Source organism: Streptomyces sp. NPDC002730 (assembly GCF_042888805.1).
In the GTDB taxonomy this organism is placed as follows: domain Bacteria; phylum Actinomycetota; class Actinomycetes; order Streptomycetales; family Streptomycetaceae; genus Streptomyces.
In genome coordinates this window covers 335,505-348,421 of sequence record NZ_JBIAQG010000003.1, presented here as the reverse complement: position 1 = coordinate 348,421, position 12,917 = coordinate 335,505, and the positions used below count along the sequence as shown (strand labels likewise).

Annotated in this window: 12 protein-coding genes; 6 read left to right on the top strand and 6 right to left on the bottom strand. The window is 68.3% G+C overall.

What is annotated here, in order from left to right:
- Window positions 1–26: 26 nt before the first annotated feature.
- Together ACFYXH_RS09855 and ACFYXH_RS09850 are read right to left on the bottom strand one after the other, a co-directional pair.
- The gene (locus ACFYXH_RS09855; protein ID WP_389561568.1) at window positions 27–539 is read right to left on the bottom strand and encodes a DUF6584 family protein; all 513 of its coding nucleotides are present in this window, start codon (window positions 537–539) and stop codon (window positions 27–29) included.
- Between the two features lie 107 nt (window positions 540–646).
- On the bottom strand, window positions 647–1,117 hold the full coding sequence (locus ACFYXH_RS09850) for a hypothetical protein (RefSeq protein WP_389561567.1): 471 nt from the start codon (window positions 1,115–1,117) through the stop codon (window positions 647–649).
- Window positions 1,118–1,344: 227 nt separating this feature from the next.
- Between ACFYXH_RS09850 and ACFYXH_RS09845 the strand changes: the two genes are divergently transcribed.
- The 3 genes from ACFYXH_RS09845 to ACFYXH_RS09835 all read left to right on the top strand — a co-directional run bounded on the left by ACFYXH_RS09845 (window position 1,345) and on the right by ACFYXH_RS09835 (window position 3,497).
- Window positions 1,345–1,590: a hypothetical protein gene (locus ACFYXH_RS09845; RefSeq protein WP_389561566.1), complete on the top strand. Its 246-nt coding sequence runs from the start codon at window positions 1,345–1,347 to the stop codon at window positions 1,588–1,590.
- A 545-nt stretch (window positions 1,591–2,135) separates the two neighbouring features.
- A complete protein-coding gene (locus tag ACFYXH_RS09840; protein ID WP_389561565.1) occupies window positions 2,136–3,161 on the top strand; it encodes a serine hydrolase in 1,026 nt (341 codons plus the stop codon).
- A 51-nt stretch (window positions 3,162–3,212) separates the two neighbouring features.
- Window positions 3,213–3,497, top strand: coding sequence for a hypothetical protein (locus ACFYXH_RS09835; RefSeq protein ID WP_389561564.1), 285 nt, complete (start codon window positions 3,213–3,215; stop codon window positions 3,495–3,497).
- Between the two features lie 37 nt (window positions 3,498–3,534).
- On the opposite strand, the gene ACFYXH_RS09830 is transcribed toward ACFYXH_RS09835, so the two are convergent.
- The 3 genes from ACFYXH_RS09830 to ACFYXH_RS09820 all read right to left on the bottom strand — a co-directional run bounded on the left by ACFYXH_RS09830 (window position 3,535) and on the right by ACFYXH_RS09820 (window position 9,390).
- Window positions 3,535–4,413: an adhesin gene (locus ACFYXH_RS09830; RefSeq protein WP_389561563.1), complete on the bottom strand. Its 879-nt coding sequence runs from the start codon at window positions 4,411–4,413 to the stop codon at window positions 3,535–3,537.
- 179 nt (window positions 4,414–4,592) lie between these two features.
- The gene (locus ACFYXH_RS09825) at window positions 4,593–6,422 is read right to left on the bottom strand and encodes an MFS transporter (RefSeq protein ID WP_389561562.1); all 1,830 of its coding nucleotides are present in this window, start codon (window positions 6,420–6,422) and stop codon (window positions 4,593–4,595) included.
- A gap of 211 nt (window positions 6,423–6,633) precedes the next feature.
- Complete coding sequence (locus tag ACFYXH_RS09820; protein WP_389561561.1) at window positions 6,634–9,390, bottom strand: serine hydrolase; 2,757 nt, start codon at window positions 9,388–9,390, stop codon at window positions 6,634–6,636.
- Window positions 9,391–9,606: 216 nt separating this feature from the next.
- Between ACFYXH_RS09820 and ACFYXH_RS09815 the strand changes: the two genes are divergently transcribed.
- The 3 genes from ACFYXH_RS09815 (at window position 9,607) to ACFYXH_RS09805 (ending at window position 11,823) form a co-directional block, all read left to right on the top strand.
- Window positions 9,607–10,335, top strand: a complete 729-nt coding sequence (locus tag ACFYXH_RS09815) for a GPP34 family phosphoprotein (protein ID WP_389561560.1) — start codon at window positions 9,607–9,609, stop codon at window positions 10,333–10,335.
- Window positions 10,336–10,557: 222 nt separating this feature from the next.
- Window positions 10,558–11,415 carry a helix-turn-helix domain-containing protein gene (locus ACFYXH_RS09810; RefSeq protein ID WP_389561559.1) on the top strand — a complete coding sequence of 286 codons (858 nt, stop codon included), beginning with the start codon at window positions 10,558–10,560 and terminating at the stop codon, window positions 11,413–11,415.
- 195 nt (window positions 11,416–11,610) lie between these two features.
- Entirely contained in the window at window positions 11,611–11,823 is a 213-nt protein-coding gene (locus tag ACFYXH_RS09805) for a DUF397 domain-containing protein (protein WP_362681390.1), read from the top strand.
- A 218-nt stretch (window positions 11,824–12,041) separates the two neighbouring features.
- On the opposite strand, the gene ACFYXH_RS09800 is transcribed toward ACFYXH_RS09805, so the two are convergent.
- Window positions 12,042–12,857 (bottom strand): hypothetical protein, encoded by an 816-nt coding sequence (locus ACFYXH_RS09800; protein ID WP_389561826.1) that lies wholly within the window; start codon window positions 12,855–12,857, stop codon window positions 12,042–12,044.
- Window positions 12,858–12,917 lie beyond the last annotated feature (60 nt).

Genomic DNA, 12,917 nt, shown 5'->3' with positions numbered 1-12,917 from the left:
GGCTCGGCGGGCCACCCGGCGGTGATTCACAACCAGCTGATCACGGTGCTGATACCGATGCACATGAGCGCGAGACAGACGATCAGGCCCGCCATGCATCCCAGTGCGAAGAGCGAGTCATGGACGGATCCCGGCTCGGTAGGTTCGTCAGCCCCAGAGCCCACCTGGTCCCAGTCCACCGGTTTCCCTGAGGACTGCGATGCAGCGAGGCGCATCGCGGCCAGTTGCGCACGAGCGAAGGGAGTCTCCGCTGCCGCTTCCGAGCCATGCCAAGCAAGTGCCCGCATACGGTCGGCCGGGTGTCGGTAACGGGCTTCGAAGGCCGCCACCTCCTCGGGAGAGCGCCCGGCGTCGAGGTAACTCCAGCGGCCGGCTTGCGCAGACTCCCCGAAAAGTCGATAGACGCCCGCGAGCCTGACGCGAAGGGAGAGGTCTGCGGGGAAAGAGGACACCAGCCCACGCAAACGCTGCCGTGCCACGTGAAGGCGGCCCGCCGCGAGGTCGGTGTCCACCTTGGCCAAGGTGTTCTCGATAGTCACGATTGGCCATGATTGCTTCCAACCATGGTGCGCGCCAAGGGTTTCCCGTGCAGGCCGGCCGATGGGCCCCGCCGCCCCCTGGTGAGGGGGCAGCGGGGCCCAGGGTGTCACCCGGGGAAGTCCAACCACTTGAGGCAGACCGTGGAGGACTTCGCCTCGTTCGTCACCCCGTTGACGGTGAACCGCACGGTGCCTCCGTAGGGGCCGCCGACGTATCCGGCTCCCCAGTCGTAGCAGTCCGGGACGGCCGCCGTAGGTCCGTAGCAGGCCCGCTGGGTGCCGGTGCTCAGCGTCATCTGCTCGCAGGAGGCGTTGCCGAAGTCGCTGGAGATGACACCCGAGACGGTGACGGCCTTGCCGGAATGGTTGTTCGCGACCAGGACGACCTGGGCGCGGCCCAAGTCGCTGACGACGAGACAGCCTTGGAAGGCCACCCCGCTGACCGCGGTGTGCGCCACGCTCTTCTCGCAGCTGGTGACCTTACCGACCTGCTGCCACTGCGGCGCGGCCACGGCCGTGCCGGAGCCCAGGATCACGCTGCCGAGCACGGCAGCCCCCGCCGCGACTGTCTTCAACACCTGACGCATGGCATCCCCCTCTGCATTACCGGTGAAGAGGTTCGAACTCTAGATCAATTCGGGGAGGGACGTGTCCCCTTTTGGGCAGGAAGGGGGGCGGGGGTTCACGACCAACCTTGGGCCACAATCCCTCAGGGGGACACGTCCGCCCTTCGCTCAGGGACTCTGTAGCGCGGCCATTTGCGCTGTGTACGTCGGGACAGCCAGGTTAGGAGGACACTGGGCGTATGGCCCTACCCAAAACGCATCGTTGCTCGACCTGCTCGGACGGTGCCGCGCAGGACACAGTCCTTCACGAAGACCTCGTCGTCGGAGCACCGCTGTCCATGGAGGATCTCACCGACGCACAGCGCCTCGACCGGTTCGCCCGCAAGTACGCCTACGACGGTTGCCTGGTCAGAGAAGTCCGGCGGGTGCCGCACGACAGCTTGAGCGGCTACGCCTGGTCCGTCCGCTTCACCGAGAGTTCGTAACAAGTGGATCACCGGGCGCTCCCGGAGGATGCCTGCATCCACCGCTGACATCAACGACGGCGGAGCGGGTGTCGCCGGTTCTAATCCTGCCGGGGGCACCAGCGAAAAGGCCACCTACCAACCTTGGTAGGTGGCCTTTGACATCCATGCCTGACGTCAACGGCGGCGGTCACTCATGACCGGACGCCTCTTGAGCAGCCGTTCCATGTGGCTGGTGGCCCCGCGCTCCATGTGTCCTGGCACCGCCCCGCCGCTCGGTCGTCCGCTGGCTGCCGACTGGGTGCCAAACGCATCCGAGAAGGAGAAATCCAGGGCCCAATCGGAGGACCTACTTTCACCTCATCGGCTGCCATAGAGGCTTACCGGTAGGCCTATCGGCTTACCCGGCAGGCCAGGCCCATCCCAAGCTTGTAGCGTCAGTTCACAGGCGCCGCGCTGCGCCGAATCGCCAAACCGATACTTTCCAAACTTTACTGCGGATCAGATCGGGACGGGTCCACTGCCGCGTCCGCACCGATGGGCCGGAATTACAGAAAGGGAAAGAATTGACTCTCAGCAGGATAGCTCCAAGAGTGACTTTAGGAGTATTTGTCGTAGCCGTCTCTGCTTCGGCCGTCGCTCCTGCTTCCACGGCAACCGCCTCCCATGAGGCACGGAACATAAAACCCTCCCATGAGGCACGGAACATAAAATCCTCCCATGAGGCGGGGAGCATAAAATTCACATCCAAGCGGCTCAAGGGCGGGCTGATTGAATGCGCGTCCGAAAACCCCGGACTGGCAGCCTTTCTCACTCGAGACATAGCGAAGTCACTGAAAAATCGTGCCAGTAAAGCCTCGGTGGTGCTGTATGACCGGACCACCCATACCTCCTGCACGTACGGCGCGGACAAGCACTACGACTCCGCGAGCATAGTCAAGCCGATAATATTGGGGGCTCTGCTCCTGGACAGAGGCGTCCACCTGTCCAAGGATGAGCGGGACCTGGCGAGGCAGATGATCGTGAGCTCGGACAACGACGCGACGTACACCCTCTGGGACAGCGTAGGCCCCAAAAATATCCAGAACTTCCTGGACAAGGCCGGAATGAAGAACACCGTCCTCGACGACGCAGGCTTCATGGGCCTGACCCAGGTCACTGCAAGGGACCAGGCCAAACTGCTTGAGCTGCTCACCGCCAAGGGCAACTCGGTCCTGAACGCCGAAGAGCGCAGCTACGTCCTGGGCCTCATGCGTGATGTGCAGAAGGATCAGCGGTGGGGAACTCCCGCCGCGGCCCCCTCGGATGCTGCCGTACAGGTCAAGAACGGGTGGCTTCAGCGTTCCGAGACCGGGCTCAAGGATCCCTGGGACCGCGGAGATTGGAAGGTCAACAGCATGAGTGCGATCACCGGCCGTGCCTACGACTATGGCCTCGTGGTCCTCACCGAGAACAACAGAGTTCCTGAAGGCGAGTCGCCGGAGGTGGGGTGGGACTACGGCATGGATACGGTTGAGGGCGTGGCAAAGGCCATCCACCATGACCTGCATGCGGACCGGACTCCCCCGGCTACCGGCAATCCCAGCCTATGAACACTGCGAACAGCCACACTGTCCCGCCGGTACAGGCCTAAGGTCGGCCGCATGAGTCAGTACGCCACAGCGATTCAGGACGCAGCACAGGAACAGGACCACTTCGGCCCGAGCGGCCATGACATCCGTCAGCCCGTCCGCGTGCACGCGGTTCACTGGCCCGATCCCGGCGGCACCGGCTGGGAAGAGGCCAGGACGATGTGCGGCCGGCCTACGGTCGGCATGGAGCAGGCCGTGCACACGGCTCCCGATCCCACCATCTGGCATGCGCCCAGATGGGATCAGCTGAAGTGCGGCACCTGCGACGAAGCGGTGCGGAACGCCACGCACGACTGATGCCCACGAGTGCGGACTGCGGGCCCCGACTCGCCTGTCAGGCCCGGCAGTCCGCTCTCATCTGGGCCGCCGCGTGGTGTGCGCCCCCGCGTTGGTCGCTGCCCCAGTCCTTGCCGCGGTCCACGAGCTGCACCGTGAGCTGCTGATTGAGGACCGGGATCTTCTCCACGATCAGGCCGCTGCCCCGCAGTGACGTCTGGTCGATCTCGAAGGACTTGATCGCGCTGTCCTGGTCGGCGGGATCGGCCAGCACCGTGTACGTCGTCGGATCGCCCGCCACATCGCGGTCGCGCTCGCTCTCGGGGATGGCGACGGACACCGAGCAGGTCGTGTATCCACTGCCCACGTACCAGGACCAGGTGGCCGTGCCGCCGCTGTCCTTGGTCGGACTGCCCGACATGGGGACTGCACTGAAGCTGCCGTCGCAGCCGTCACCCTTGTGGCCGCCGGTGTACACCGTGTACCAGCCGTCGTCGCCGTCGCTGAAGCGGCCGCGCTCCTGGTAGCTGCCGCCGCCGGTGCAACCGGGCCCGGCCCAGGCGGAGTACGAAGGACGGTGGACGTTCTGCGGGGGCCTCTGCTTCTCCTCACCCTGGGAACCGCCGGGGCCCGGCGACGGCGAGCCCGTCGGCGACTCGGAGGGGGCGCCGGGCAGCGCGGTGGGCTCGATGCGCTGCGGGGCGCCGCCGAGGTCGCCGAAGTCGAAGTCGGAGTCACCGCCGGACGCGTCCGCCCCGGCCGGTTCCGAGTCGCCTCCGTACAGCGTGACCGCCACGACCACCAGGGTGAGTGCCATCAGCACAACTCCGCCGGCCAGCAGGATCTTTCCGGTTCGGGAGAGGAGAGAGGCGCGTCCTGCCAGCATCTCGCGGGCCACCCACGCCCCGCTCAGGGTCCGGCCTCTGGCACCAGCCACTCTGCCTCCTGTGCACTCCGGGCATGGCATCCCGGGCAGCGACATCCTGCCGTCGTCGCCGCCGCATCGTTCGCATGCCGTGTCACACCCGCACCACTGGACCAACCGCGCGGTATGACAAGGGTGTCCACTATGCATCAGCGGACCGGGACGAGGTAGGTGTTAACGGCGGTAAGGGGTCAGCGGAGTTCGTCGGGGCAGGCCGTACCGCGCGGCAGCTGGTACGGAGCAGCCAGGCGGTACAAACCCGGTGCAGGCGCGAGCAGTTCGGTCCACTCGTCGCCGTCCATGTCCTTCTGTGCCTTCAGCAGACAGCCGTTGGGATTGACGAAGGTCTTGCGCCCGCCCGAACGCGCCTTCGACTCGTCCGTCTCCTGCGGGCCCTTCACCTTCTTGCCCTGCTCGTCGACGATGCTCAGCCACGGCGAGTACGGGACCCGGATCAGCACCCGGCCCGCCGTCCTCACCTGGATCGTGAGCTCACCCGCGCCCGCGTGCTCCACGGCGGCCGACGGGTCGGCCAGCGGCATCGGGTTCTTCACCGCGAACAGCTGCCAGTTCCCGTCACCCCACAGCCGCGTCAGATACGGCTGGCCCGCACGCACCAGTTCCGCCTCCTGCTTCGCGCCGCTGGAGTCCGGCGCTCCCTTCGGCAGCACGACATAGTGGACCGCCCACCGGTCCAGCCAGGCGCGATAGTCGGCCGAGGTCAGCGTCTTCTCCTCGTCGTAGAAGAGCGGATTGCGCTTCATGTCCGCCTGCCGGTTCCAGCCGCGGGCCAGATTGACGTACGGAGCGAGGGCGGACGCCTCCCGGTGGCTGCTGGCGGGCACGACCTCGACCCGGCCACGCTCCGCGCGGAGCCCCTGGAGCCGGTCGACCAGCGGCGCGAGCTCACGGTTCCAGGACGCCGTCGGGGCCGTACGCACCATGTCGTCGACGCCCTTGAAGCCGATCCAGAAGTTCAGGCCCAGGAAGGCGATCACGAGCGCGTACCACTTGCGGGAATGCGGCACGTTGTACGGCAGCGCGGCAAGCAGCACCACGCCCGCGAAGAGCATCGGGAGCCGGGACACGTTCGACCCGATCTGGGACTCGAACACCCAGGTGAGCAGGGTACCGACGCTGTAGACGGCCGCGCCGGTGCGGACGGTGCGCCACTCCTTCGGTACGAGGACGAGGACAAGGACTCCGAAGAGGAACGGCAACGAGGTCGACCAGAACGACATCGGCTGCGTACCGGAGAAGGGGAACAACCAGGCGGAGAGCGCCACGACCAGGACCGGGGCGACGCCGACGGCGTACGCACCGGGGCGGCGCTTGTTCAGGAACAGCGCCGCCGCGACGACGCCGAGGAAGAGCCCGGCGACCGGGCTCGACGCGGTGGCAAGCCCGGCGAGCGGTGCCGCGACGGCCGCCTTCGCCCAGCGTTTGTGGCGCCAGCGGTACGGCCAGCAGAAGACCGCGGCGACCGCGCCGAGGGCGAACATCATGCCGAGGCCGAAGGTCACCCGGCCCGAGAGCGCGTTGCAGAAGAAGGCGAAGATTCCGGCGAGCGAGCAGGCAACGGGATTACGGACGGCGCGGACGCGGACCAGGATCAGCGCGGTCAGGGCGGCCGAGACCGTACCGGCGATCATCATCGTCGAGCGGACGCCGAGCAGCGACATCAGATACGGCGAGACGACGCTGTACGAGACCGGGTGCATTCCGCCGTACCAGGCGAGGTTGTACGCGGAGTCGGGGTGCCTGCCGACGAACTCGGCCCAGGCGTCCTGGGCCGCGATGTCGCCGCCGCTGTTCGCCAGGAAGAAGAACCAGAGCAGATGGGTGAGCGCGGCGAGTGCGGTCGTGAGGAGCACGGGGTGACGCGTGAGCCGGTCGCGGAGATCGGCGATGGGACCGGGGTCGGCAGCGGATTCCGGACCGGGGCCGGGCAGGGGCGGGCGTATTCGCAGCCCGGTGTCGGGGCTGCTGCCGTCCGCCTGTGTCGGCTCAGCGGTGGTCACTGCGGCTCTCCCCGTCTTCCCCGGCTGTGCGGTTGTCCCCGGCCTGCCAACCTCCGACGTGCTCCAGCTGACGTTCCGTGCTGACGTCCGTCCGGACCTGCGTCCTGACGTTCCATCCTCAAGGACGCTGTCCCGGCGCCCAGAAGTTGCCCCGGGACGCTAACACGCGGGCGTCCCGGGATCCCGGGACGCCCGCGCGGCCGGCGCACCCCTAGCCGAGGCGGGTCAGCTTGTCGCCCAATCCAGGCTCCACCAGGTCCTGCTGGAGCGCGACCGGTGCGGTGACCCTGCCCGTGCCGGTGCCGACGGAGACCTGGCCGACGACGTCGCCCGCCTTCGCGGAGTGCGGCAGCGCCTTGCCGCTGTCGCTGATCGCGATCTGGACCTTGAGGCCGCCCCAGCCGACCGCCTTGAGGTCCTTGGTGGCGATGACGGCCGTCCGGCCGCCGAGGCCGTTGTCGACGTAACCGACGACATCGCCCTTCTTGACGACGGTCGCGGAGGTGACGCCCTTCTGGGCGGCCTTGATCATGGCGATGCTGTAGTCGATCGCCAGGTTCAGCTTGTCGTCGAGAATCGTGGCCTTCTGGGCGCCCATGGCGACACCGACGATGCGGCGTACCTTGCCGTCGACCTCGACGTTGGCGGACCAGAGCAGATTGCCGCCCGCCGGGGTGGAGGAGCCGGTCTTGATGCCGCCCACTCCCTCCTCCAGCAGGGCCTTGTCGTTGTTGTTGCGGATCGTCCCGTTGATGCCGGGGATCGTGGTCAGCGTCGTGTCCACGATCCCCCGGAACACGTCGTTCTGCATGACCGCCTTGGCGAGCTTGAGCTGGTCCTGCGGGGTGGACATGGTGGTGGCCTTCAGGCCGCTCGGGTCCGTGTAGGTGGAGTTGGTCATGCCGAGGTCCTTGGCGGCGTCGTTCATCTTCTTGACGAACTCGGCCTCGGTCTTGGCGTCCCAGCGGGCGAGCAGGCGCGCGGCGTTGTTGCTGGAGGGAATCATCAGCAACTGCAGCATCTGCTTCTCGGTGAACTGCTGTCCCTTCGAGAAGTTCGCCCGCGACTCGTCCTGGTTGTTCGACTCGTCCGCCGCCTGCTGGTCGACGGTGATCTTCGGGCCGACCTCTTCGCCCTTGAGCGGGTGGTCCCGGAGGATCACGTACGCCGTCATCGTCTTCGCGACGCTTGCGAGCGGTGCGGGCTTCTGGGCGCCGTATGTGCCGATGCTGCCGACGCCCTCGACCTCGACGGCGCCCTGCCCCTCGTCCGGGAACGGCAGGCTGAGCGGGCCGCCCTTGAAGGTGAACGTGGGCTCCGCGGAGAGCGCGAGTGACGGCGCCGGGAGCGGGCGTACGGCCTGTACGACCGCAAAGACGATCAGGAGCAGCAGAACCAGCGGCGTCCAGATCTTGACCCGCCGCACGACGGTACGGACCGGGGTCTGCGGCGGGGGCGGGGTGTTCGTCAGCTCGGCGAGCAGATCGAGCGGCGGCAGCGGGGGCATGGGCTGCTGCCTGGTCCGCTCGGCCTCGGTGAGCGCGGCGGGTGCGGCCGGGGTGGTTGCGGCGGGGTTGGTTGCGGCGGGGGCGGCCGCCTGGGGCTTCGCCGCGGCGGGATCCCGTACGTCGTCGGCCCGCAGGGGTACGAACGTGCTGGAGCGCGGGGCGTCGGCCTCGGGCTTGGGCTTGGGCTTGGACCTGGCCGCCGGGGGCACCTTGAACGCGGTGGTGGGCTGATCGACGACAGGCCGCCGGGGCGCGTTGAACACGGCGGTGGGCTGATCGACCGTGCGCTTGGGGGCGGCGGGGGCGGCCTGGTCCGCAGCCTGGTCCGCGGGTGTGGCGCCCTTTGCTTCCGCAGATGCGGCGCCCTTGCCGGGCGCCGGCTCGGCAGCGCCGCCGGTACCGGTGTCCGTGCCTGACGGGACCTCGACTTCGCCGGCAGGCGGGGGCACGGCCGCCGACTTCGCGGCCTCGGAGCCCGAGCCTTCGGAGCCCGAGCCTTCGGAGCCGGCGGGCTCCGGCTCGGCCGTCGCGTCCGGACCGGTCTCGTCGCCGGAGGTCTCCGCGTCGTCCTGACCCGACGGCACCGAAGCGGCAGCCTCGTCGGACGGTGCGGCCTGCGATGCAGGCTTCGCAGCGTCGGAGGCCGAGCCTTCGGCGTCTCCAGGTTCCGGTTCCGGCTCCGGCTCCGTGGACGTGCTCGAACCCGGTTCGTCGTCCGAGGTCTCCCCGTCGTCCTGACCCGACGGCACCGAGGCCGCAGCCTCGTCAGCAGGCTCGGACTCAGACACGGACGTGTCCTCGTCCCTCGCCTCCACCTCCGCATCGGCATCCGCTTCGGCGGCGTCACCGTCGGCCTCGGAGGCCGAGCCTTCGGCGCCCGCAGGCTCCGGCTCGGCGGACGCGCCCGAACCCGCCTCGTCGTCCTGACCCGACGAGCCCGGGACGGCAGCCTCGTCCTCGTCCTCGTCCTCGTCCTCGTCCTCGTCCTCCGCCGGAGACTCGTCCTCGTCCGCGGCCGCGGGCTCCCGCTCCGCAGACGAGCCGGAACCCGCCTGGTCGCCCGAGAGCCCCTCAGACGCATCGCCCGACCCCGGAGCCGGAACTGCCGCCTCCGCGGCCTCAGAGGGCGCCTCCACGTCCGCCGACGCACCCTCGTCGTCCGACGCACCCTCGTCGTCCGCGCTCGCCACCCACGCCGCCACCGCGGCCCGCAGTCTCGCGTCGTTGTCGGCCGAGCCCGACTCCGTGCCCCGCTCCCTGTTCGCCGGCGCAGACGGCTCGGCCGGCATCTTGAAGACCGCCGTCGGCTGGTCCACTCCGGGAGCGGCAGCCCCCGGGGACGCCTGGCGGAACACGGCAAGCCGCGGGTCACGTTCACCCGAAGTCGTCTCCCCCGACGACTTCCGCTGCTCCGACTTGTCGGGGGACTCGCCCGCCACCGTGCCTCCTCCATGAGTCATGTGTCATGCGTATGCCATGCGTACGCATGGTCGGGCGCCGTTCAGGCGACAGCCCGTGTTGTCCGAACCATCTACCAGTGTCCTGTGTGAGAGGACAGCCCCCGCGCATAGACGAGAACGACATACCTGCCGGTTCCCGTACGAAGTGCCCAGGCGCTCTCGACAGACCAATGTGAGAGGGGTCACCCTGTCATTCATCCACGCGGGGAGGCATGGATGGGCAGGAGCCGCAGAACACTTCCGGAAGAGCTTCTGCTGCTCGCTCTGGACCCGACCACGGGTACCACAGCGCAGCCGCAGTCGCTCGACCTCGGCCTGGCCGGAGCCCAGCTAGTAGAGCTGGCTCTGGCAGGACGGATAGCCCCGGACGGGGATCGTATCGCCGTGGTGATGCCACGGCCGACCGGAGATCCGACTCTGGACTCCGCACTGGAGTTGCTGCGCCGACGCGGCAGTCCGGTACGGGCGGTCCATTGGATTGGCGGGCCCCGACTGGGGCTGCGCCAGATTTACCTCTCGCATCTGGAGCGGTGCGGCATGGTGCATGCCGTGGCGGGCCAGATGTGCGGAGTGCTGCCGACAACTCGCTACCAAGCGACGGACACGGCGATCAGCCGGGACATCAGGGCCCGGCTGGACAGTGCGATCCGCACCGGTGTACCGCCGGACCCGCGGACCGCGGCGCTCGCTGCGCTGGCCCACGCGGTCGGACTCGGCAAGCACTTGTACCCCGGGAACGAAGGGCGTTCCTCGAGGTCCCGTCTGCGGGACCTCATCAGGCACGACCCCATGGGCGGACTCGTGGCGCACGCCGTGATGGACGTCCAGAACGGTGTGGCCGCTCAGCCCCGCCGCAACCCCGCCGCCCCGGGCGGCACTCGCCAGCCGGCGGCCGTATCGATGCAACCGCGCCACGGGAGCATGGATCGCGTCGCCGCGCACTAACCGCACCACAAACCGCACCAAAAGCCGCACCGTACACACCGCACAGCCGCCGCATCGACGTCCCCAAGACCCGGTCCGGGAGCCGCACAAGACGCGCGGGGCAGCAGAAACGCTGCCCCGCGCGTTCCCGCGTGTAGCCATTTGCCAGCGCAGCCACGACCATTGGTGGCAGTCTGCTGAGCGGTAGATACGCACAGCTACGCAGCCGGAGGTGCAGTTTCCGTGGCGTCCAACGTCAACCCCACCGTCAGGCGACGTCGTTTGGGCCAGGAGCTGCGTCGGCTCCGGGAACTCAAGGGCATGACGGCCGAAGAGGTGGCGGAGCGCCTGCTCGTCTCCCAGTCGAAGATCAGCCGCCTCGAGAACGGCCGCCGCTCGATCAGCCAGCGCGATGTTCGCGATCTGTGCGGCGTGTACGAGGTCGAGGACCACCGGATCGTCGACTCGCTGATGCAAATGGCCAAGGACTCGCGCCAACAGGGCTGGTGGCACGCCTTCGGCGACATCCCGTACAGCGTCTACATCGGCCTGGAGACCGACGCGGCGAGCCTGCGGGTGTACGAGCCCCAGGTCGTCCCGGGACTTCTGCAGACCCGGCAGTACGCCGAGGCACTGATCGCCGGCGCGCTGCCCGAAAGCGGGACCACCGATATCGAGAAGCGGGTCAGCGTCCGGCTGCGCCGCCAGGAGCGGATCAACGACGCCGAGCATCCGCTGCGTCTGTGGGTGGTGGTCGACGAGGCCGCGCTGCGCCGTCTGGTCGGCGACAAGCAGCTGATGCGCGAGCAGCTCGAGCATCTGGTGGAGCTGTCCCAGCTGCCGCATGTCACCGTGCAGGTGCTGCCCTTCGACATGGGCGCCCATCCTGGCATCAACGGCCAGTACGCGATCCTCGAGTTCCCCGACGCCTCCGACTCGAGCGTCGTCTATATCGAGGGCGTGACCAGCGACCTGTACCTGGAGAAGGCCAACGATGTGCAGAAGTACAGCGTCATGTACGAGCATCTGCGCGCGCAGGCCCTGAATGTGGACCAGACCCGGCAGTTCATCGCGGACATCGCGAAGGACTACGCCCGCTGAGGGGCTTCGCGAGGCGCTTCGGCGGCGAGGGGGACCGCACAGTACACCCCCGCCACCTCGCGGCGGAAGAGTCGCATGGGATCTGCCATCCGGTCGAGTGAATGGCAGCCTCGCGCACCCACTGCGGCGAGTAGCGTCGATCACGCCAGCAAGAACGTTGGCGCGAATCACACCACTTGCTGAAGCGGAGCAGACATGGCAATCACTCAGGGCGCCACGGAGACCTGGACGAAGTCCTCGTACTCCACGGGAAACGGCGCGTGCGTAGAGGTCAAGTCCCCCATCGTGCAGGCGATTGCCGTGCGGGACTCCAAGGTGCCCGCCGGCCCGACGATCACCTTCGTCCCCGAATCCTGGAACGCGTTCGTGAACGAAGTGGGTCAGGGGGCGTTCGATCTCGGCCGATAACCGCGCCGAGGCGCACCCCGAGCAGGACAGCGCCCCAACGCACCACAGAGCACTACAGACATGAGCCCTCTCGACTGGTCCGCCGTCCCGGCCGAGGGGGCTCGGCCACGCCCCCACTGCCATCCCCTCCCCCACCGGCTGCCGTCTCAGCGCGACTGCCTCAGCGCGGCCGTCTCAGCGCGGTTGCCTCAGCCCCCGGCTGCCTCGGCGCGGCTGCCTCAGCGCAGTTGATCGACGTAGCGGTCGGTACCCGGGACCGTCGGAATGAAGGGAGCCACCAACTCCACCCGCCCCAACCCCGATTCGACGACCGCTGCGTCGAGACCGGCGAACGCAGACTCCCAGCGCTCCCTCGGGTCCTCCTCGAGGAACCACAGCAGCGTCAGCCGGGTGTCGACGCCCTCCACCTGCTTCACATAGGTCATCCGGTCGCCCGGCAGTGGTGTCGGCCGGAAGACGGTCACCATCGCCGCGGGAGAGCCCGCCAGCCGCTTCGGCAGATGCTTGGCACGCAGCCACTCCAGCAGCTCCGCCCGCTGCTCGGGCCCGTCGGCGTCGATCACCTCGACCACCAGGCCGGCGTACGGGTGGTCCAGCGCGTGGTAGTCGCGCGGCCCCGCCGCCCCGTCCCGGTAGACGGTCGCCTCATGGTCCTGGAAGGCCGTGAAGACATGCGTACGGTCCTGGTAGACCCTTCCGTCGCGGTTCAGCCGCTTGTTGATCCCCACGGTCCACTTCATATGGTCCGCGTAGCGGCCGTCGGTGATCCAGTACGTGGAGATGTAGCAGCCCGCGGTCACCGGCTGGGCCACCGCCGACTTCTCCGGGTAGCGCAGCCGCTGCAGCTCCCTGGTGGCGACCCAGCGCCGCCCGGCGTACATCCAGGGCATCGCCATCGCGCCCGCGTAGTAGTGGTCGTCCTCGTACCAGCGGTTGTACGCGTACTCATGGCCGGGATGCGGTTCGACCATGGTGATCAGGGCGTGGCCGGGGCGCACCCCGTACGGGCCGACGCCCGCCAGTTCCGCGTACACCTCACTGCGCGTGCCTTCGCCGCGCGTACCTTCGCCGCGCGTACCTTCGCCGCGCGTGTC